The organism is Pedobacter sp. UBA4863, from assembly GCF_002399615.1.
GTDB lineage: Bacteria > Bacteroidota > Bacteroidia > Sphingobacteriales > Sphingobacteriaceae > Pedobacter.
Window position 1 is genome coordinate 109,528 of record NZ_DHDZ01000029.1, and the last position, 21,836, is coordinate 131,363.

At 38.3% G+C, this 21,836-nt stretch carries 16 protein-coding genes; 10 read left to right on the forward strand and 6 right to left on the reverse strand.

Translation table 11 applies throughout. The features are described from left to right. Positions 1-10: 10 nt before the first annotated feature. The 3 genes from B3I52_RS05860 to B3I52_RS05870 form a co-directional block, all read right to left on the reverse strand. Positions 11-739, reverse strand: coding sequence for an MIP/aquaporin family protein (locus B3I52_RS05860; RefSeq protein ID WP_293299503.1), 729 nt, complete (start codon positions 737-739; stop codon positions 11-13). A gap of 86 nt (positions 740-825) precedes the next feature. Continuing rightward, positions 826-2,310, reverse strand: a complete 1,485-nt coding sequence (gene glpK, locus B3I52_RS05865; protein ID WP_293299504.1) for a glycerol kinase GlpK — start codon at positions 2,308-2,310, stop codon at positions 826-828. 22 nt (positions 2,311-2,332) lie between these two features. Beyond that, positions 2,333-3,925: a glycerol-3-phosphate dehydrogenase/oxidase gene (locus tag B3I52_RS05870; RefSeq protein ID WP_293299505.1), complete on the reverse strand. Its 1,593-nt coding sequence runs from the start codon at positions 3,923-3,925 to the stop codon at positions 2,333-2,335. A 148-nt stretch (positions 3,926-4,073) separates the two neighbouring features. On the opposite strand from B3I52_RS05870, the gene B3I52_RS05875 reads away from it, so the two are divergent. The 10 genes from B3I52_RS05875 (at position 4,074) to B3I52_RS05920 (ending at position 19,811) form a co-directional block, all read left to right on the forward strand. Further along, on the forward strand, positions 4,074-4,835 hold the full coding sequence (locus tag B3I52_RS05875; protein ID WP_293299574.1) for a DeoR/GlpR family DNA-binding transcription regulator: 762 nt from the start codon (positions 4,074-4,076) through the stop codon (positions 4,833-4,835). Positions 4,836-5,218: 383 nt separating this feature from the next. Then, entirely contained in the window at positions 5,219-8,530 is a 3,312-nt protein-coding gene (locus B3I52_RS05880; RefSeq protein WP_293299506.1) for a SusC/RagA family TonB-linked outer membrane protein, read from the forward strand. A gap of 11 nt (positions 8,531-8,541) precedes the next feature. Next, positions 8,542-10,197, forward strand: coding sequence for a SusD/RagB family nutrient-binding outer membrane lipoprotein (locus tag B3I52_RS05885; protein WP_293299507.1), 1,656 nt, complete (start codon positions 8,542-8,544; stop codon positions 10,195-10,197). A gap of 23 nt (positions 10,198-10,220) precedes the next feature. Continuing rightward, positions 10,221-11,807 carry a DUF5689 domain-containing protein gene (locus B3I52_RS05890; RefSeq protein ID WP_293299508.1) on the forward strand — a complete coding sequence of 529 codons (1,587 nt, stop codon included), beginning with the start codon at positions 10,221-10,223 and terminating at the stop codon, positions 11,805-11,807. A gap of 367 nt (positions 11,808-12,174) precedes the next feature. Beyond that, on the forward strand, positions 12,175-13,524 hold the full coding sequence (locus B3I52_RS05895; RefSeq protein WP_293299509.1) for a hypothetical protein: 1,350 nt from the start codon (positions 12,175-12,177) through the stop codon (positions 13,522-13,524). Positions 13,525-13,735: 211 nt separating this feature from the next. Further along, the gene (locus B3I52_RS05900; protein WP_293299510.1) at positions 13,736-15,142 is read left to right on the forward strand and encodes a phosphodiester glycosidase family protein; all 1,407 of its coding nucleotides are present in this window, start codon (positions 13,736-13,738) and stop codon (positions 15,140-15,142) included. Positions 15,143-15,233: 91 nt separating this feature from the next. Then, positions 15,234-16,649 carry a calcineurin-like phosphoesterase family protein gene (locus tag B3I52_RS05905; RefSeq protein WP_293299511.1) on the forward strand — a complete coding sequence of 472 codons (1,416 nt, stop codon included), beginning with the start codon at positions 15,234-15,236 and terminating at the stop codon, positions 16,647-16,649. Positions 16,650-16,772: 123 nt separating this feature from the next. Continuing rightward, positions 16,773-17,666: a glycerophosphodiester phosphodiesterase family protein gene (locus tag B3I52_RS05910; RefSeq protein WP_293299512.1), complete on the forward strand. Its 894-nt coding sequence runs from the start codon at positions 16,773-16,775 to the stop codon at positions 17,664-17,666. Positions 17,667-17,754: 88 nt separating this feature from the next. Beyond that, positions 17,755-19,116 carry a glycerol-3-phosphate transporter gene (gene glpT / locus B3I52_RS05915; protein ID WP_293299513.1) on the forward strand — a complete coding sequence of 454 codons (1,362 nt, stop codon included), beginning with the start codon at positions 17,755-17,757 and terminating at the stop codon, positions 19,114-19,116. A gap of 5 nt (positions 19,117-19,121) precedes the next feature. Further along, positions 19,122-19,811, forward strand: coding sequence for a GDSL-type esterase/lipase family protein (locus tag B3I52_RS05920; RefSeq protein ID WP_293299514.1), 690 nt, complete (start codon positions 19,122-19,124; stop codon positions 19,809-19,811). A gap of 72 nt (positions 19,812-19,883) precedes the next feature. Here B3I52_RS05920 and B3I52_RS05925 read toward each other — a convergent pair whose 3' ends face one another. The 3 genes from B3I52_RS05925 to B3I52_RS05935 form a co-directional block, all read right to left on the reverse strand. After that, a complete protein-coding gene (locus B3I52_RS05925; protein ID WP_293299515.1) occupies positions 19,884-20,303 on the reverse strand; it encodes a hypothetical protein in 420 nt (139 codons plus the stop codon). A 130-nt stretch (positions 20,304-20,433) separates the two neighbouring features. Further along, positions 20,434-21,060, reverse strand: coding sequence for a hypothetical protein (locus B3I52_RS05930; protein WP_293299516.1), 627 nt, complete (start codon positions 21,058-21,060; stop codon positions 20,434-20,436). A gap of 75 nt (positions 21,061-21,135) precedes the next feature. Continuing rightward, entirely contained in the window at positions 21,136-21,798 is a 663-nt protein-coding gene (locus B3I52_RS05935) for a YdeI/OmpD-associated family protein (protein WP_293299517.1), read from the reverse strand. Positions 21,799-21,836 lie beyond the last annotated feature (38 nt).

Below are 21,836 nucleotides of genomic sequence, written 5' to 3' on the forward strand. Positions count from 1 at the left end.
TGGTGATAGATTATTTTAAAAAAAGATACAATAATGCCGCTAGTGTAGCGCCTATTATGGGGCCAACTATGGGTATCCAGGCATATCCCCAGTTACTATTCCCTTTGCCTTTCATTGGGATAAGTGCATGTACAATTCGAGGGCCTAAATCTCTAACCGGATTAATGGCATAGCCAGTAGTTCCACCTAAGCTTAAGCCAATTACCCAAACAAGAAAAGCTACGGGTAATGCACCAAGAGAACCTAAACCAATAGGTGTTTTTTCTGCGCCAAATTCTCCTCCAGCAATGTAGAATATCACAAATATTAGCACAAATGTGCCTGTAATTTCCGAAAATAAATTGGATAATTTGTTTGGTATGGCCGGTCCCGTTGCAAAAGGCGCAGCCTTTAATCCTTTGTCTTCGGTAGCATCGAAATGATCTTTGTAAAATAACCAAACTAATAAAGCACCAGTCATTGCGCCACCTAATTGCGATAGTATATAATATGGTGCTTTTGCCCATTCAAAGGCGCCAGTTATACTAAGTGCTAAGGTTACTGCAGGGTTTAAATGTGCTCCACTATGTGGGCCTGCTACAATTACCGCTACAAAAACTGCTAATGCCCAAGCAGTGGTAATTACTATCCAACCGCTATTATGGCCTTTGGTTTCTTTAAGAACAGCGTTTGCTACTACGCCATTACCCAAAAGTATCATAAGGGCTGTACCAATAAACTCTGCTACGTAAATATTCATGAGTGAAAGGAATTAGTGTATTTGCTTTGTTGTTGAAAGGTTGAAAGGTTCGAAGGTTGAAAGGTTGTAAGGTTGCAAACTGTTTATTACTCTGCATTTGTAATAGCCGCCGTTATCGCTTTTTCCCAGCCTTTGATGCGTTTTGGGTCAATCGTGTTATCAGCTGTAAAGGTTTTGTCTATTTTCCACTGAGATTTAATCTCTTCAATGTCTTTCCAAAAACCTGTTGCCAGTCCTGCTAAATATGCTGCGCCAATTGCGGTAACTTCTGTAACCTTTGGCCTAATTACTTTACAGATTAACAAATCAGCCTGAAACTGCATGAGTAAATTATTGGCGGTAGCTCCACCATCTACCCGTAGTTCGGTAATGGGAGTAGCTGCATCAGCTTGCATGGCATTCAGCACATCCATGGTTTGGTACGCGATACTTTCTAGGGCTGCCCTGGCAATGTGGGCCTTGTTGGTGCCACGGGTAATTCCGGTAATGGTTCCTCGGGCATCTTGGTTCCAGTAAGGTGCGCCCAAACCAGCAAAAGCAGGAACAATGTAAACTCCTTGTGTGTCTTTCACTTGTAGGGCCAATTGTTCTACATCGGCAGATTTTTGGATAAGGCCCAGTTCATCGCGTAGCCATTGTACCACCGCACCGGCAATAAAAATACTTCCTTCTAAGGCGTAATTTACTTCTCCGTTAATTTTCCAGGCAATGGTGGTTAGTAAATTATTGCTCGAGGTTTTTGGGGTTTTACCAATATTCATCAGCATAAAACAGCCTGTTCCATAGGTGTTTTTAACCATGCCAGGCTGTGTGCACATTTGTCCAAATAAGGCCGATTGTTGGTCGCCAGCAATACCGGCAATAGGTATTTGTGCTGCTAAGATATTTCCTGTGGTGCTTCCGTATATTTCGCTAGATGATTTTACTTGGGGTAACATCGACTTAGGGATGTCAAATAATTGAAGTAGGTCATCGTCCCACGCTAAGGAACGAATATTGTAGAGCATGGTTCTGGAGGCATTGCTTACGTCGGTAACATGTATCCTGCCATCGGTCAAGTTCCAAATTAGCCAACTGTCTATGGTGCCGAAAGCGAGTTCGCCATTTTCTGCTTTTTGTTTGGCCCCAGCTACATTTTCCAGTATCCATTTTACTTTTGTGGCCGAAAAATAAGAATCGATAATTAGGCCGGTTTTTTCTTGGATAGTTGGTGCATAGCCTTGCTGTTTAATACTGTTGCAATATGCGGAGGTTCTACGGTCTTGCCAAACAATGGCGTTATAGATAGGTTTGCCAGTTTTTCTGTCCCAAACCACTGTAGTTTCACGTTGGTTGGTAATGCCAATCGCATTCATATCGGCAGGGGTTAGGCCTGCTTTTGCAATTACTTCTGTAACTACGGCCAGTTGTGTAACCCAAATTTCATTCGGGTCGTGTTCTACCCATCCGGCCCGCGGGTAAATTTGTGTAAATTCTTTTTGAGCAATGGCAATAATTTCGCCACTATAGTTAAAAATGATGGCACGAGAACTCGTTGTCCCTTGGTCTAGAGATAAAATATATTTGCCCATAAGTTATATTTGGTCGGAAGTTTTATTCTGCCAATACAGGCTCTTCCTTTTTATTCTTGGTTTTGTAGGTGTAGCCTTCTGCTAATTTAGCAAAAGATTTTACTTGTTCCTCTTCCCATTGCTTATCGGCATTAATTTCTTTTGCCATAATTGCAGCAACCGTAGCGCTCATTGCTATGGCGGCTTTAGCATCAATTATTAATACCCTTAGGCGTCTGCTCAATATATCCTCTACAGTTTCGGCCATTTCATTTCTTACGCTCCATACTACTTCTGCATGGGTGTAAGGAAATTCGGGATGTAGTTGCTGTGCTAGTGCTGGGTTTTGGCTAATTAAGGTTTCGATATGGTCTCTGTCAGATCCGTAGATGTTGAGGTACTTGGTATCAATAGCATTTTCGCAACCGTGTATAGACAACTGTTCCGTTTTGCACGCTGTAAAAGGTAGTTTAGCTTCTTTAATGGCTAAATCTACGGTTTCTTCTGCCATACGGCGATAGGTAGTCCATTTGCCTCCAGTAATGGTGATTAAGCCTTTTGCCGAAACCATTAACTTATGATCTCTGCTAATTTCCTTTGTGCTGTTGGCATTGCCATCGGTAGGGGCAGCTAATGGGCGTAATCCAGAAAATACGCTAAGAATATCGCTTTCTGTAGGTTTCGTTTTAAAATAACTTGCCGCGTTGTTTAAAATAAAATCTGTTTCCTCTTTTAATGCTCTAGGTTCTAGGCTGTGCTCATTCAATGGCGTGTCTGTAGTGCCTACCAATAAATGGTTGTGCCATTGTACTGCAAAAAGTACCCGACCATCAGAAGTTTGTGGTATCATTAATGCCGCATCGCTATTTAAAAACTCTTTTTTAAGTACAATGTGTACACCCTGGCTAGGTCTTACAGTCTTTTTCGCTTTTGAATTGCTCATTTGCAAAATTTCATCTACAAATACCCCGGTAGCGTTAATCACCACTTTTCCATATACCGTGAAAGTTTCATTGGTAATGGTGTCAACGGTGGTTACACCTTTTATGTGGTCACCGTCTTTAATTAAATCGGTAACTTTCATGTAGTTAATTAAGGTAGCGCCCTGTTCTTGTGCAGTTTGAGCAATGTTAATGGCTAATCGGGCATCGTCAAAACGACCATCGAAATAGCGTATCGAACCTTTTAGACCGGTTTCTTTTACGCCAGGCATAATATGTAAGGTTTCGCTTTTAGAAAAATATTTAGAAGTACCGAAACTGAAACGCCCGGCCAACCAATCGTAAAGTTTTAATCCAATAAGGTATTTGGCAACCGAAAACCAATCGTAACAAGGAATAAGAAATTCTTCTTTGTGTACTAAGTGCGCTGCGTTTTTTTGCATCAAGCCTCTTTCTTTTAAGGCGTGTTTTACCAAGGCTATATCACCCTGCGCTAAGTATCTAACCCCGCCATGTACCAATTTTGTACTTCTGCTCGATGTACCTTTAGCAAAGTCGGCTTGTTCAATCAATAACGTTTTTAAGCCTCTACTGGCAGAATCTAAAGCGGTCCCGAGGCCTGTTGCGCCACCGCCAATGATAATAATGTCCCACTCAGATTTGTTAATTAAGTTATGTTGATGTATTCTTTGCATAATTTATGGTAATAAAACGAAACAATAAGCAATTATAAGTAATCAAAATCGAAATACATAAATACTTTGGTAAAATATTTTATCTGCTAAAATGGCGAGGGTATTTATATTAATTATTAAATTGCGGTTAAATATAAACGCTATGAGCATGACACTGGCCGAAAGGCATCAATTTATACTTAACCGTATTCAGCAAGATCAATACATTAATGTGGTAGAGCTTTGTAAGCAGCTTAAGGTTTCATCGGTTACTATTCGTAAAGACTTGAAACTTCTAGAAGATAAACATTTATTGTTTAGAACCCATGGCGGTGCTACACTCAGTAATCCTTATACGGTAGATAGGCCGGTAAACGAAAAAGAAAAGATGCAATCGTCTGAAAAAAACAGGATAGGAGCTGCTGCTGCAAAACTGTTAAAGGAGAACGACTCGATTGTAGTTGCTTCGGGTACTACTTTACTTTATTTTGTGAAAAGCATTCCTAACGGATTGAATTTGACGGTGGTTACTTCTTCTCTAAATATTTCTATTGAATTTTTGCGTAATCCAGAGGTCGAGGTGATTCAGTTGGGTGGTTTGCTTCGTAAAAGTTCGTCCTCGGTAATGGGTTCTTATGCGGAGCAGGTTTTGCAGGATTTTTACTTTAACACCTTGTTTTTAGGTGTAGATGGCATTGATTTGGAACATGGATTTACTACTACTAACGCCATGGAAGCGCATTTGAACCGCCAAATGATCAAGGTTTCGCAAAAGGTAGTGGTGTTGGCCGATTCTACTAAGTTTGGTAAAAGAGGTTTTGGTAAAATATGTGGTTTTGAAGATGTAGATTATATCATTACCGATAAAGGAATTTCTCAACAGATGATCAATCACTTGGAAGGGCTGGGAGTTACCGTTACAGTAGTTTAGTTTCATTAGCGTAATTAGGTTGATGAAAAGCACTGCTTAAAGGTAGTGCTTTTTTTGTGTTTTAGATTTCGTAACATTTCTTATTGCTTTCGAATTGATTTGGCATTTTTAATGGTATCGGTTTTAATATTGTGTTGAGGGTGTCTTAAAAAATATATTTTCATTTTTTTTTGATTATTTGAAAATTATATTTAGTTTCAATTTGTTTTTATATTATTATTGCGAAATGTTTAGTAATATAAAACTAAACTAATTGTAATTGCGAATTGTTTCAAAATAGGTTAATGCCTAGTTAATGTAGAATTAACACAGGCAGCTTAGTTTTGCGGCAATCGGGAAAAATTATAATTAGAAACTAGTAAATAACCCGATATAAATTAATTATGGACAAAACAACTACTCAAAAGGCTAGCATGTGCCGACATGCCGCGGGGTGCGAAAGTATTCCCAAGTCGCAGCTTTCTGTATTTGGTATTTTGAAGAGGCTATCGTTTAAAAAGGTAAATGGCGTAAAATTGCTTTTTATTATGCTTTTTCAATTTTTGCTTTTACAGGGTGCTGTGGCTCAAAATTCTCAGAACATTACAGTAAAAGGTAACGTGCTTGACGAAAGCGATAATACTGGCGTTCCTGGTGTAAGTATTACTGATAACTCTAAAAGAGTATTAGGACTAACAGATGGTAAGGGTGAATTTAGTATTACTATTGCTAAAGGAGCAACGGTTAATTTTAGTATGATCGGCTATACCACTTCTGCCAGAACTTTTTCTGATGCCCAAACTGGGGTTAATATTAGAATGAAATCTTCGACAAACGAATTGAATACCGTAGTGGTAACGGCGTTGGGTATAAAAAGAGAAGAAAGGGCCTTAGGTTATGCAACTACTACTATAGACAGTGCTCAGGTTACTAATGCAATCTCTAGTAACTGGACTGATGCACTATCGGGAAAAGTTGCCGGTTTGAATTTAGTTCGTAACAGTGGTCCTGCGGCTTCGAATAAAATCATCCTAAGGGGAGAAAATAATTTAACAGGCGACAATGAGGCTTTAATCGTGATTGATGGAGTTGTAGCTTCTAGTAGTTCTAGGAGGACTGCCGCTACCGGCGGTGGTGCCTATGGTACGGGTGGTGATATTATGCCGGTAGACTTTGGTAGTGGTTTAAATGATTTAAATCCGGAAGATATTGAGAGTGTTACAGTGCTTAAGGGGCCTGCAGCGTCTGCTCTTTATGGACAGCGTGGCGCAAATGGTGCTGTAGTTATCACTACAAAGTCGGCATCTAAAGATAAAAAGACTTTGGGTATAACTATTACTTCTAACAGTGCTTGGGAAGATGTAAACAGAAAGCCTGATAGACAGACAGAGTATGGTATGGGTAATCATGGAACTTCTACCTATACTTGGGGTGTGGGTGGAGTGAGTGCTGCTTATGGACCAAGATTAAACCAAGGAATGATGGTTTATCAGTATGATCCAGCTACCAAAGCTAGGAGTACCGAATTATCTCCATTTGTTTCTTACAAAGACCCTGTAGATGCTTTTTTTATAACAGGTTTTGAGCAGTCTAATTCTGTTACATTAGATGGCACTCATAAGGGAGTGGGTATGCGTTTATCTGCTAGTCATAGCAGCAGTGAATGGATTGTACCCAATACAGGTTTAGAAAGAACTAGTGTTTCCTTTAACGCTAACAAAACGTTCTTCAAAAAATTAACGATTAACTTAAAAGCGCAATACAACAACAGGCATGCGGATAACTTGCCTAGTACAGGTTTCGGTAATCAGTCAATCATGTACTGGTTTGCGTTTTCGCAACCAAATATTAATACAGATTGGTATCGCGATTATTGGGTGACAGGTAAAGAGTATGAGCAGTTTTCAGATTTGACAACAACCTTTCCTGAGGGGCCGTATGCTATTTCAGAGCAATACATTAATGGGCAACGTAGAAATGGTTATTTAGGTAACATTCAAGCAATGTATAAGTTTAATAAGGAATTAAGCTTAATGGTTCGTGCTTCTGGCGACTTAAACAATGATCTTCGTGAAACGAAACGTCCATTTGGTGCTAACGGTACCGGTTGGGCTTATGGAGCTTACCGTGTTAACAAAGTTAGATCTTACGAGGTGAATGCAGATTTTATGTTGAAGTATGAGAAGAAGATTAACAAAGACTTTAATGTAACAGCAACGTTTGGTGGTAGCCAAATGCGTAACGAATACAATAGACTTGAAACACGTGCCGATGGACTTACTGTACCTAATCTCTTCTTGTTAACTAATAACAGAAATCCATTAGTGTACGTTCCAGATACATCTAGGTATAGAATTAATAGTTTATATGCAGCTGCTTCCTTTTCTTATAAAAATTATCTTTATTTAGATGTTACAGGTCGTCAAGATTGGAACAGTACTTTGGCAACCATCACAAGAACTGATAATGTTGGCTTTTTCTATCCGTCAGCTAGTTTGTCATTCATCGCTTCAGATTATTGGAAGTTACCTAAGAGTGTAAGTTTAATGAAATTTAGAGCTTCATTAGCTCAAGTGGGAAGTGGTAGTACTACTCCATACCGTACTGATTATTATTATCAAATTGCTGATAATGGTTTGTATGGTCCGGGGGTTATGACTAATCCGAACATATTGCCAAATCCTAACTTAAAACCATTAATTACCACAACGGCAGAGGTAGGTTTAGATCTTAAAATGTTCAAAAATCGTTTGAACATTGATTTTGCAGCTTATTCTGGAAATACAAAAAACCAAATTCTTAATCGAATTATCGACAGGTCTTCTGGTTATAACGTAGCGGTGTATAACGTAGGTCGTGTAGATAATAAAGGACTTGAAATTGCTTTAAGCGCAACTCCTGTAAAGAGCAAAAGCTTCACTTGGACATTGAACGGAACTTTCACCGCAAATAGAAATAAAATTGTTGAGCTGGCTGATAGTTCTGTGGTGCTTCGTACTGGTGGTTTTGGTAACGGTGGACAGATTGTTGCGACCGAAGGTGGTAGTATGGGCGATTTGTATGGTAATGGGTTCCTGCGTTCTCCTGATGGACAAATTGTTTTCGATGAAGTTACCGGCATTCCAAGAATTAGAACCGAAGTTGAGTATTTAGGAAATACCATTCCTTTGTTCAGGTATAGCTTTGGTACAGGTTTTAATTACAAAAAATTTGGAGTTAACGTGTTGTTTGATGCACAAGTAGGCGCAGTTGGTCACTCTATGACCATGACACAATTGGTTCGTTTTGGTAAATCTACGCTTACATTGCCAGGTAGGGTAAACGGCTTAGTTGGTAATGGGGTTGTTGAAATTAGAGATAACAATGGTAATTACACAGGTACTTACCGCCCTAACGATGTGTTGGCTACAAACATGCAAACTTATTACGAAGCTGTAGGTTATAATCAAGCGGAAGGCAGTATTTATAGTACAGATTATATAAAATTTAGAGAGGCTAATATCACGTATTCGTTTGATAAAAAGTTCTTAAATCGTATAGGTTTTAGTAAGATGACACTAAGCGCTTACGGACGTAACTTGTTTATATGGTCTCCTTGGCCTGGATTTGATCCAGAGTTTGGTACGCTTTCAGGTTCTGATATTCAACAAGGTTTTGAGGTTGGTCAATTACCTTCGACACGTACATTTGGTTTACGTTTAGTGGTTGGTATTTAATTTTTATAATTATGAATAAGAATAAAAAAAATATAGCATACATACTACTAACGATTGTTGGGCTAAGTACGTTCTCTTGTACTAAAGACTTCACAAAAGTTAATGTAGATCCGCTAGGGCAATCAGAGGTTGCTCCAGAAAAATTACTAGCTCCTTCGTTAGTTAGTTTAATGAGAACAAACATGTTGAGGAATAGAAACTTCAACAATGAATTGATGCAGGTTACAGTTGACCGTAATGAGGGTGAGGGAAGAGTGTTTAGATATGATGTGCGTGCAACACAAGCCGACAATACCTGGAATAATTGGTACGTTGCTTTAACGGACATCAAAGATATCTATAGGACAGCTGGCACTGATAAATATAAGAACACATCGTATCAAGCGATTTCATTGATTATTCAGGCGTGGGGATACCAATTGTTAACCGACACTTATGGAGATGTTCCCTACTCAGAAGCCAACAATGGTAAGGGAGATTTGATATCCGCCTCAAGCAGGATCATTCAGCCTAAGTTCGACAAGCAAAAAGACATCTATTTAGATTTATTTGAGAAGCTCGAAGAAGCTAACGATTTGTTAAAAGCTGGCGAGGCAATTGTAAGCGAAAGCGATCCTGTTTATAGCGGAGATGTAGCGAGATGGAGAAAATTAGGTAATTCTTTGTATTTGAGATTGTTAATGAGGGTTGCGCATAAAGCTGATATTTCTGGAATTGCAATTCCTAGAATTCAAAAAATTGTTGACGGACAAGCGGGCGATTATCCGATAATGTCGAATAACCACTTTGGCAATCAAAAAGTTGGTAATAGGTATTATAACGATAGCGATAATGCTGTAATTCTTTGGAATGGTAACAATGCGGCTTCGGCAGTATATACTTCTCCATTTATGACTAATGTGCGTCCAAATGATTTCAGACTAGTGAATGTAGCTGAGTTTTTTGCAGCTAACTTAATCAATTGGAGACATCCTTGTTATATAAATATGGGTGCGCCTTCATACACTTCTCGTTGGAGTTTTGATGGTGCTGATCCAGTGGAAAGTGGCTACGCTCCAAATACACTTGATCCAAACGGAAATTATATGCATTTTAATTCTGATCAAGATACTGATGGCTCAGGTACCTCAGCTAGAAAGAAGTCTTATAACTTACAAATAGATGCTTATACCGGAATTATTATGAATGTAGCTGAGTTAGATTTTATCAAAGCTGAAGCTGCATTGAATGGTTGGATTAACGGAAATCCAGCAGACTTTTATTATCAAGGTATAGTAAATGCTGTAAACTATTGGAGACCCAATTATTTTACTGGTGTAAATGATCCTAATTTTCAAACTTATATCACAGTTGGTAATTTAGTATATGATAATGCTCTTCCGTTACATAGTACAGTGTACGGCGTTAGAAGTAAAATGAATTCAATTCATTTGCAGAAATACTATGCAATGTTTCTGGTTGATTTCCAACAATGGTTTGAATATCGTAGAACAGGATATCCTGTTATGCCGGTTGGTCCTGCAATAATTGCTTCTGGCCGTCAAATGCCAGCTCGTTTAAATTATCCTGTTATTGTACAATCAACAAACCCGACCAATTATAGAAACGCAGTAGCTGCTCAAGGTGCTGATGATGTGAATACCAAGGTTTGGTGGCAAAAACCTTAATTCCTGAATTAAAATTAAATAAGATGAGAAATTTTAGAAAATATTTTTTTGCAGCAGGTGTCGGATTAACACTATTTGCTGCTTGCAAACCGGATAACATACTCTTAGTTACTGGTACGCCAGGAACCTATATATCGAACTTTGTATTGAAGAAAAATTATACGGGTTCTACCATTGAGTTAACTTCAGATAGATTATACGGTGCCACTTCAATTAAAGGTGTTGTGGTTTCCGATGCATCGGCAGGAAATATGCCAGCGGGTTTGGTTGCTCTACAAAATGGGTATAAAATTGGAAATAGTGCAGATTCTATCAGAGGTATATTTGTAAACTTAGGAAGTAGTGCCGCAAACTATGTAGTTGGAGACTCTTTACATATTAATGTTCTAGGAGCTTCAATGGGTAAGAAAGATGGGGCTTTGCAAATTTTTAACATTGATGCTAGCAAAGTTGAAAAAGTAGCATCTGGTAAAACATTCAATATACCGGTTGTAAATTCCAAAATGTTAAGGGATTCGCCAGTTTCTTTTGAAGGTAGCGTGATTACCCTTGCTAATGCTATTGTTAAGCCAGAACCAACTGGTACAGAGGTGATGAGAGGTGAGCATACCGTAGACGATTCGTTTGGCGAGTCGATAATTCACACTGAAAATAACGCTACTTTTGCTGACATTCCACTTGTTGCTAGTGCTAATTTTACAGGTGTTGTTTTATATAAGGAGGTGAGCGGTGTAAACGTGCCACAAATTTGGGTTCGCAATGCTAATGATATCTTTGAACTTCCTGTAATTAAGCCTTCTGCAATCATCATTACAGGGTATTTGCCAAACCCCGCTAATACCTCAGGTGGTAAAGGCGATGGAAATTGGGAATATATCCAATTTATGGCAACTAAAGACATTAATTTCGCTACAACTCCATTCTCAGTTGTAACTACAAATAATGCTGGTGCCAATACCCCAGCGGGTGTTCCTTTAAATGGTTGGGCAACCGGTGATTTAAGAACTTATAAATTCAATTTGACTTCCGGCACGGTGCGTAAGGGAGAGGTATTTTATGTGGGAGGTAGCAATAAAAACATTTGGGGCTTTTCAGCTACGGAAACCTCAACAGATATTTCTGATGCAAAGTGGATAGTGTCAAAAGACTATACAGAGTTAGCCGGTGATGATTTTGGTACTAAAACGAATAATTTATTGGCAAATAGTGGTAATATTGCTGGAATCGCCGTATTTGAAGGTATAACTGTAACCTCTGCTACCGTTCCATTAGATGTTATTATGTATGGTGGTAATGGAAATTACTATCAAAAAACTCCTGTTGAAGTTGGATATCGTATCACAAATACAGAGTTCTATACTACAATTAATCCATCTAATAGATCTTCGCAAGTATTTTATGGTGCCGGTAGTAATACTTCTAAGTTAGGTTTTCAAACTGAACAAGCGGGTGGATTTGCTGGTGGATCATTCGTAAGATTAGGTGGTGTTTATAATGCTACAACTGGTCGTTGGGAAGCAGGTAGGTCTCGTAACAATATCACAATGAGTTTTACAAGTACTAGAAGCGATATCGAGACTGGTGATGATATGACTAAACTTATAGATTAATAAAAAACATTTCACTTATATGTTTTAAGCAACAGTTATATATTTAACTGTTGCTTTTTTATCGAAGATCAATAACCTAACACATGAACCGCAGATTTTTTTTAGAACGATTTGGCCTGCTGGGCATAGGAATGGGGGTAAGCTTAAAAATGCCTTTAACCAACTTAAACATGGCGGTACCATTACGGGAAAGGTAACCGACGGTAAAATGGCTTAGCCCAAGAAAAAACAATTGGATTACACTAAAAGATGATAGTAAGTTATCGGAAATTGAGGATGGTGTTACGCAAATCAAATAGTCTTAATAGTAGATCATTAGTTTAGACCAAATATTACTCAACCAAATATAAACCTAAATCAAAACAATATGAAAAAACTTTTACTTACATTTTCTTTGGCTGCAATACTGTTGTCGGCTAAAGCGCAGATTATTATTACGGGGGTAATGGCTGATCCTAATGGTGGAGATGCTGCAGCATCTCCTTCTACAGCAAAGGCATATGAATATTTGCAGCTAAAAGCTACGCAGAATATTGATTTCTCAGTAAATAATTATGCTGTAGTAGCTTTATATTTTGGTGGCAGTTCACTTTCTACTGTAGATGGTTGGGCTGGGGGAGGTGCTTTAGCATATCAGTTTAACTTAACTTCAGGAACTGTTTCTAAAGGAGAGTTTTTTTATGTTGGAGGTGATGGTAAAACGATAAATGGAAGTGGGTCAACAGATATTAGTAGCGCAAAATGGATTAAGAGCGTGGACTACGGTAAAGTAGTTAGTGATGGTCCTAATGCTCAATCAAGAACAGGACTTTTTGTAAACTCCAATACTGCTAATGGTATAGCAGTGTTTAATACTACTAACGTAACCGGAAGCACTATTCCAATAGATGTGGTTTTTTGGGGCAACCCTAATGCTGGGCATTATCAGGTTGGGCCACCTGAAGCCGGTTTTAGAATTTGTAATAATGACTTGTATTCTACTGCAAATGGGGAGTTTTATAACAAAGGTTTAAATACAGCTGTTGTTTCATCCAATTTATATGCAGCACAAAGATTTTTTAAGTTTGGAGGAGATTATAATACGGTTACAAATACATGGAATACACCTAGATCTGGAAGTTTTATCTTGTTGAATAGTACCTCAACACTAGCAGATATAGAAACAGGCACAGGTGTTACCACCCTCCCAGTCTCCCTAACCTCTTTCACCGCCAAAGCCAACAAAATAGGCAACGTAGATTTAGCTTGGACAACTGCATCAGAGCAAAACAATTCACATTTTGAGGTTAACCGCTCTACAGACGGAGCAAACTTTAATACTATTGATAAAGTAAACGGAAATGGCACTACTGCTACGGTAAATAATTACAGCTATACCGATAACAGCCCAGCGGCAGGTGTAAATTACTACCAGTTAAAACAGATAGACTTTGATGGTAAATCTACCCTGTCTAAAGTAGTATCGGCCAAGGTAGGTTTAAACCAAAGCAATATCAAAGTATTGGCCAATAAAACTAGTATTACCGTAAACTACCAAGCCCTAGCAAATGGCAAGGCAAGCTTTACGGTTTATAGTGTTTCGGGAGCTAAATTGGCTACTGTACAACAAAATGTAAACGCAGGTGCTAATCAGTTGAGTATTCCTGTTCAGTTAGGTAACTCTTTACACCTATTAAAAGTAGTTCAAGGTAGCGAAAGCGTGTCGGTTAAGTTTTAAAAATCGCTGCACATCTCTCCAGACGGGGGAGACTGCCTGCTAATTTCCCTGATAAGTGTTTCTTAGGAACAGTAGTTGGGAGGAACGGCAAACTCAGTCTAACAATGAATAACCAAAACAAGGGAGGTCATCTCCCTTGTTTTGGTTAAAATAAAGTTTTAATAATAAGTATCAATCTCCTATAAATAAGCATTAAAACGATTAGCGTATAATGAAAATGAATTTAAAATGCCTTAACTTTTTACTAGTTTTCTTCCTAATTCTTCCTGTTGTAACCCTTTCTTCTTGTGGAAAGAAAGATAATAATCCCACTACTGTTACGCCTACTCCTGCGGCACCAGTAATTGCGGCTATATCACCAGAAAGCGGAAAGCCTGCGGATGTTATTACCATCAACGGAACGGGGTTTGGTACAGATAAAGCCAAAGTGAAAGTGCTGTTTGAGAGCCAAGAAGCAACTACTATTGTTTCAGTTAAAGATACCGAAATAAAGGTAAATGCACCTGCAGGTTTTTCAAACCAAACGGTAAAGGTGGTAGTTTACATTGCTAATGTAGCCTCTAATCAAAAGTCGTTCAATTATACAGATACGTCTTCTCCAACTATAAGCTCTGCAAATGCTAGCTGTTTTTATGGCTCTACAGTTATTATTGTTGGTAATAATTTTAGTGAAAACAAAGCAGATAATATCGTAAAATTCGGGGAAGTAGAGGCAACAGTTATTGCCGCTAGCAAAACTTCTCTTACGGTAATTGCTCCTAATTTAGGATCGGCAGCTACTGCCAATATCACAGTTAATAAGCTGGGCATGGTTTCAAATGCCCGTAGCATAGCGGTAGATGCCGACCAAAACTTGGTGGCCACTTATAACTGGACATCGCATACTGCAAGAGCGGGCGTTGTTTATAAAACTGGCCAGTTTAACTTATTTGGTTCGGCCAGAAGAATAAATGTGTTAGATGTAACGCTTAATGCAAGTAACACTTTGGGTATAGGTTTTTCTACCAGTAACAAATCTACCGTGGCCATGTGTAATGATTATGGTGCAATAGTTGGCATCAATGCTGGGTATTTTCCAATGAGTGGGGCAAGCGATAAAGATCCCTATATTAGAATTAACAGTGTTAAAATGCAAGACGGACACTTAAACGTAAACCCCATATTTACCAATGCAGCTTTAACCATAAACAATAATATAGCCAGCATCAGAAACATTACTACCGGCGGCAGAAACCAAAACCCTGAGGCGGCCGCTATTCCGGTGGCAGAGGCCCAAAATGTAATTGTGTGCGGGCCTATGCTAATTAAAAATGGCATAATAGAAAACCTAGATATGACAAATTCCCACAATTCGTCGTCAACCGCAAGAACGGCTTTGGGCCTAACGGCCGATGGAAAACGCTTGTTTATGGTTGTGGTTGACTATAACAGCGGAGTTACGGGATTAAGTACCCTTAATGTGGCCAAAATATTACAGGCTTTAGGAGCGGTTAATGCCATGAATTTCGATGGTGGTGGCTCATCAACCATGTTTGTACAAGGCAAAGGCGATAATGGTCGTGTAAGTGTTAATGGTAGTTCTATGAGAGCTATAAGGAGTGTAATTTACGTAAAGTAACCTTTTAGTTCAATCTTGGTAGAAAACAACAAAAATAAATACAGGTACTGTGGCTAAATGCACAACAGGTAAATTAAAATATAATTATATAATGAACCGCAGAATTTTCTTAGAACGATTTGGATTGCTTGCTACAGGGATGGTAGTTAGCCTAAAATCAAACGCTTTTAATCAACTAGCACACGGCAATACCATTACCGGAAAAGTAACCGATGGTAAAAACCCAATTGCAAATGTAGTATTGTCAGACGGCTTTGAGGTGGTTAAAACCGATGCCATGGGCAAATATTCCATTACACTGAATGATAAATCAGAATTTTTGTTTTTAAGTACACCTGCTGGCTACGATTTTAAGACAGATGTTGGCAGCATTAATAGGCAATACGAAGCTTTAGGTGCCCGCAATGAGCTAGATTTTAAATTGAAAAAACTAAAACAAGCCGACAATAAACATCATTTTATTATTTGGGCAGACCCGCAGGTGAAGAACAAAAAAGATGTAGCACAAATGATGGAAACCTCGGTGCCCGATGTAAAACGATTGGTAAAAGACTTAGGTAGTAAAGCATTGGTACACGGCATAGGTGTTGGCGATTTGGTTTGGGACGCATTGCCACTTTTTGATGATTACAGCAAAGCGGTTGAAGCTATGGGCATTCCTTTCTTCCAGTGCTTGGGCAACCACGATATGGATTATCGCTTAGGCGGCGATGACACCTCTGATCGTACTTTTAAACAATATTTTGGGCCTACTTATTATTCATTTAACCGTGGTAAAGCACATTATATTGTGTTAGACGATGTAAGATACCTTGGCGAAGAAAGAAAATACGATGGCTACATTAGCGAGGCACAATTAGCTTGGATGGAAAAAGACCTCCAGCATGTACCAAAAGATCATTTAGTGATCATTAATGTGCATATTCCAATTCATAATTCGGTTAAAAATAATACCGCTTTTTACGATATCTTAAGAAGCTTTACCAATGTACACGTCATGTCTGGGCATACCCATTATACCCGTAATGTAATTAAGGAAGGAGTTTTTGAGCATAATCATGGAGCAGTTTGTGGCGCTTGGTGGACCGGACCAATTTGTAGTGATGGCTCGCCACGCGGTTACGGTGTTTACGAAGTGAATGGTAACCAAATGAAATGGTACTATAAAGGCACCGACTTAGACAGAAAGCATCAAATTAGTATAGATATAGAGCCATTAACGGCCAATAACCGTATTATAGCCAACGTTTGGAATTATGATCCCGCTTGGAAAGTAGAATGTTTACTAGATGGACAGCCTGTGGCATTAGAAGCAATGAAGGGTTTTGATCCAGAGGCGGTTAGGCTATACAAAGGTGATAAACTACCTAAAGGTAGAACTTTTGCCGAGCCAAGCAGAACAGAGCATTTATTTATGGCGCATTGCAGTGCTACCGTGAAAATTGTAAAAATAATAGCAACAGATAGGTTTGGCGAGCAATTTACCGCCGAAAAAAAACTACCTTAACAGAAAATTAGCTGTAAGTTTTATACTTGATCATGAAACCGAGATATAAATAACATTTTTACACAGGGCACTGGATATTTACATCGAGTTCTCATCAGCTATTAAAAAACAATAAATAAACAGATGAAAAAGATTATTTTTTCGGTAAGCCTATCCCTTATTTGCCTAAACGCATGTACGGTTAATAAAACTACCAAAATAAACAATGTTGATTTTCCTAAATTTAGTGCCGAGGCACACCGTGGCGGTAGGGGATTAGTGCCCGAGAACACCATTTTGGCGATGAAAGATGCCATGAACTATCCAGCAACTACCACTTTAGAAATGGATACACATATTACCAAAGATGGTAAAGTGGTGGTAACTCACGATGATTACCTAAGCCCCGGCTTTATGCTCTCACCAGATGGCAAAGAAATTCAAGCCAAGAAGTACAATGTTTTTAAAATGGACTATGCAACGTTAAAAGCGTTTGATATTGGCACCAAGTTCCATAAAGATTTCCCTCAGCAAAAGAAAGTAAAAACATACATTCCTTTGCTGGCCGATTTAATTGACAGTGTACAGCACGAAATTAAGGCTAAAAATAAAAAGCAATACTTTTATAATATAGAAACCAAATGTAGCGCCAAGGGCGATGGGGTAACCAACCCAACTCCAGATGTTTTTGTAAAATTATTGGTAGAGGTAATCAAAGCCAAAAAGATAGAACCCTATGTAGTTATACAATCTTTTGATATGCGTACCATTCGCATTTTAAATAAAGAATATCCTCAGCTAAAAACCTCTTTCTTGGTAAACAATAAGAAAAGCTACGAAGAAAATATTGCCGAACTGGGCTTTAAACCCTTTATTATTAGCCCGGCTTATAAAATGGTAGATGCGCAATTTATAAAGCAAGCCCATACAGATGGTGTAAAAGTAGTGCCTTGGACAGTAAATACTGCCGAAGAAATAGCTGATTTAAAGGCATTAGGCGTAGATGGCATTATTACCGATTATACCAATTTATTGTAAACCATAATTACCTGCTAACCGTTAGATTAACTTGAAAAGAGTTGGTCGTTTTATTTTATAGACTTCACCAAATTAACAATTCACCAAAATGGCATTTAGACTTTTTCCTGCTCCTGCGGCACATAAACCATTATTACCAGCCGACAAGGTAAAAGCAATATATAGTAAAGAAAGAATAAAGGTTTTTATAGGCATATTTATCGGTTATGCCGCTTATTATTTTGTGCGTAAAAACTTTTCGTTTGCCGTTCCTGAGCTCCAAAAATTAGGCTATAGCAAAGGCGAATTAGGTTTGGCTGCTTCGGCTTTATCCATTGCTTATGGCTTTAGCAAGTTTATTATGGGCAATGTTTCTGATAGAAGTAATGCAAGGTATTTTTTAACCATTGGTTTGGTACTATCTTCGTTTACCATGATTTTTATGGGGTTAATTCCTTTCGCAACTTCTTCCATTGCGGTCATGTTCATCATTCTTTTTATTAACGGATGGGTACAGGGCATGGGTTGGCCACCCTGCGGAAGAGTGGTAGCACACTGGTATTCTGTTAGAGAGCGTGGTACTACCATGTCTATTTGGAATTTAGCACACAATATCGGTGGTTTTTTTGTTGGTCCTTTAACCGTATTAGGCTTTGAGCTGTTTGCCGGTTGGCAAGGCATGTTGTATTTTCCCGGTATGGTGGCTATTGTGTTTGCCTTAGTGGCATTTTGGCTGGTAAGAGATACCCCGCAATCTGTAGGTTTGCCGCCAATAGAAGAATACAATAATGATTACCCTAAAAGTTATGATGCTAAAACCCAAGAAAAGGAATTTTCTGCTAAAGAGATTTTCTTTAAATATGTTTTTAATAATAGACTTCTATGGTTTATTGCGGTAGCCAATGCCTTTGTTTATTTAGTTAGAAATGGAATTATAAATTGGGCACCAACATTTTTGCAAGAAGCAAAAGGGTTTACTAAATCTGAAGCCGCTTGGGCATCTGGCGGATATGAATTAGCTGCTATACCAGGTACCCTACTCTGTGGCCTAATGAGCGATAAGTTATTTAAGGGGCGAAGAGCACCCGTTACCATTATTTACATGGTTTTTACCTTTATAGCAGTTTTAATATATTGGTTAAACCCGGGCAATAGCCATGTGGTACAAAATGCATCGCTTTGGGCAATAGGTTTCTTTATTTATGGGCCAGTAATGTTAATTGGCGTGCAAGCTATTGATTTGGTACCTAAAAAAGCGGCCGGAACTGCTGCAGGCTTAACAGGATTGTTTGGTTATTTTATAGGAGATTTGTTGGCTAACGCCGCACTAGGCCATTTAGTAGATCAATACGGTTGGGATACCAGTTTTATAACCATTTTAGTAGCTTGTGTGTTCGCTATTTTCTTTACTTCATTTACGTGGAATAGAGAGAAGAAGAACTTAAGTAATTTAACTCCATTATCACATTAATTTTTATGACAGCAAAAACCAAATTTTTAGTACTGGCACTTTTACTATTAACTACTGGTACATTTAATTCGCTTTATGCACAAAAGTTAGCATACGATACCACCTATCGTCCAGCTAGGTATAATGATAGGATAGAATTTTTTAAGAAAGATCCAATTGGAAAGAAAGATTTTGTTTTTTTAGGAAATAGTATAACACAGGGCGGCAATTGGGGTAAAATATTGGCTATTGCTAATGCTAAAAATAGAGGTATTTCTGGAGATATTACTTTTGGTGTTTTAGACCGATTGGAAGAGATTATAGCCGCTAAGCCAGCTAAGGTTTTTATTTTAATAGGAACTAACGATGTTGCTAGAAATATCCCAGATAGCTTAATTGTTCGCAATCATAAAAAAATGATTGAGCGTATTAGAAAAGGAAGTAAAAAAACACAAATTTATTTCTACACCATTTTACCAGTAAACAACTCATTTCCTAAAAAGAACCATTGGGATAAAGAAGAGCATTACAATTTCATTAATGAGGAGATTAAAAAATACGCTGATAAAAATGTAACTGTTATTGATTTGTACAGTCATTTTATTGACGAAAATAAAAAGCTAAGGGCTGATCTTACCAAAGACGGCTTACATTTAATAGCTGCTGGTTACGAAGTTTGGGCAGAAGTATTAAATAAAGGCGGTTATTTGAAATAACCATAAAAAAAGCGGTCTCCAATTAAATTGGAGACCGCTTTTTTTATATCGTTGCTAGTGGTACAACATAGTCTATTGACTTTTTTCTACTTTATCCACTTTGTGCGGCCTGTTTTTACGGTCTTTCATTCTCTCTTTCATCTTGTTTCTCATTTCATCTCTTTGGGCTGCTAAGGTTTTTTGTTGTTCGGGGGTAAGTACGGCGTTAATTTTGTCTTGATGCGCTTTCATGGCCGCTTTGCGTTCCTCATGCCTTGCTTTCATTTTAGCTTCATCTTGTTTGCGTAAGCCGTCATGCTCTTTAATCCTGTCAAGTTCAATTTGCTTAATTTTTGTTTTTTGGTCGGCGGTTAAGCTTAGCTTGGTTTGTAAGGCTGTTGCATATTTATCGGCCTTTTCTTCAGCGGTTAATCTAACTTTTTCAGTTCTTTGTGCATAGCTTGCTGTAAAGCTTAATACAGCAAATGCTAGGGTGTACAATAATTTTTTCATTTGTTTATGTCCTTTAAGTTACACTAGGGTTATTTATCATGTAAGATGAATAAGGATACTAGAGGTTTAAAGCAGACACTGTTAAAAAACGTTAATTGATAGGAAAATTTGCTAATTAGTACGGCAAACGTTAATGAAAAAGCTTGCTTAAATTAGGCTTTATGCCAAAAGTTAAAGGCAAAGTGGTAAAGTTACGGTCTTGGATATTTTTAAAGCCGTTCATATAGCTCATTTCGGTAAATAAAGCTAAGCCACCTAAATTTAATTCTATGCCTGCGCCTAGTTCGGCCATGGGCATGCCATGGGTTTTGTTTTTTAGGTTTACTTGTTGGTTGGCATTATTTACACGAGCCATAGGCGTAAGTATATAACCGCCACCAGCGCCCACATAAGCATAATAAGCAAATTTACCAGTAAACTTCCGATAGCCCAGCGCCATGTTTAGCAAATAAGTACTTGCCCGTCCGGTCTGTATTGCATAGGTGCCGGCGTTGTCTGGAAAGATAGCCGAATAAGAAAAGGCATGTAGGTTAAATTTAGGATAGAGAAACAATCCACCTTGACCAATCCCTAAATTTGCACCCAAGGTAGTAGAAATCTTTGGGGCAAGAAAATCGCTGCTTTGGCCTAAAGGAATAGCAGTACCTATGCCGCTTACCGTATATAATTTATCTTTTCGGATAGATTGCGCACAGCAAATAATGGTGGCTAAATTTAAGAGGGCTAAGCATGTAATGGCACTGAGGTATCTGGTCATGTTTTAATTAACAAGCGCTAAATGCATTTGTTTGTTTTTATTAACGCAGTCTTTATTATGCTGTGTTTGGTTTAATTATTTTTCGGCCGGATTTTTCTTCCGTTCCAAAAGCTTTTCAATCATTTTATTTATTCTATCTTGTTTGGTTTTTTCCTGCTTTGCAGTAATAATCCACAATACATATTCTTTTCTATGCGAATAGGCCAGTTGCTCGTAAAAAGCTAAAGCCGATGGTTGTTTGCTTAAAGCTTCTTTTAAATAAGTGGGCAAGGTAACAGTCTTATTGGCCACATCTATGTAGTTGCTATATTCGTTGTTGGCAATTTCGGCATTGCCCACCCCAGATTTTTTCTGGCTATCGGCGGGTTTTACCCTAATTGCGGTCCATATTTCGTTAACTGCTGCCGAACCACAGGGTGCTAAACCTAATTTGACCAAATCCTCCCACGACTGCATTAAGTTTAAATCTGCAGCTAGCGGTGTTTTTGCTTTCGGATAAAAAATCCAGACGATGGTTTTATCACCTATTGATTTTATGATCGATTTTAGGGCAGTAACCATATCTATTTTGGTAATGGCAAAAAGGAGATAGGCGTTGTTATCTTGCCTTATTTGGTAACCAAATTCAATTGTTTCTGGAATAATGCCAAATATAGCGATGGCATTTTCTGGCGCATTAATTACGCTCACTTTAAAACTAGGCTTAACCTGTAGTTTCTTTAGCAATTGATTTTCCATCTTAGAAGCTGTTTAAAAATGATATTAATATTTTACAG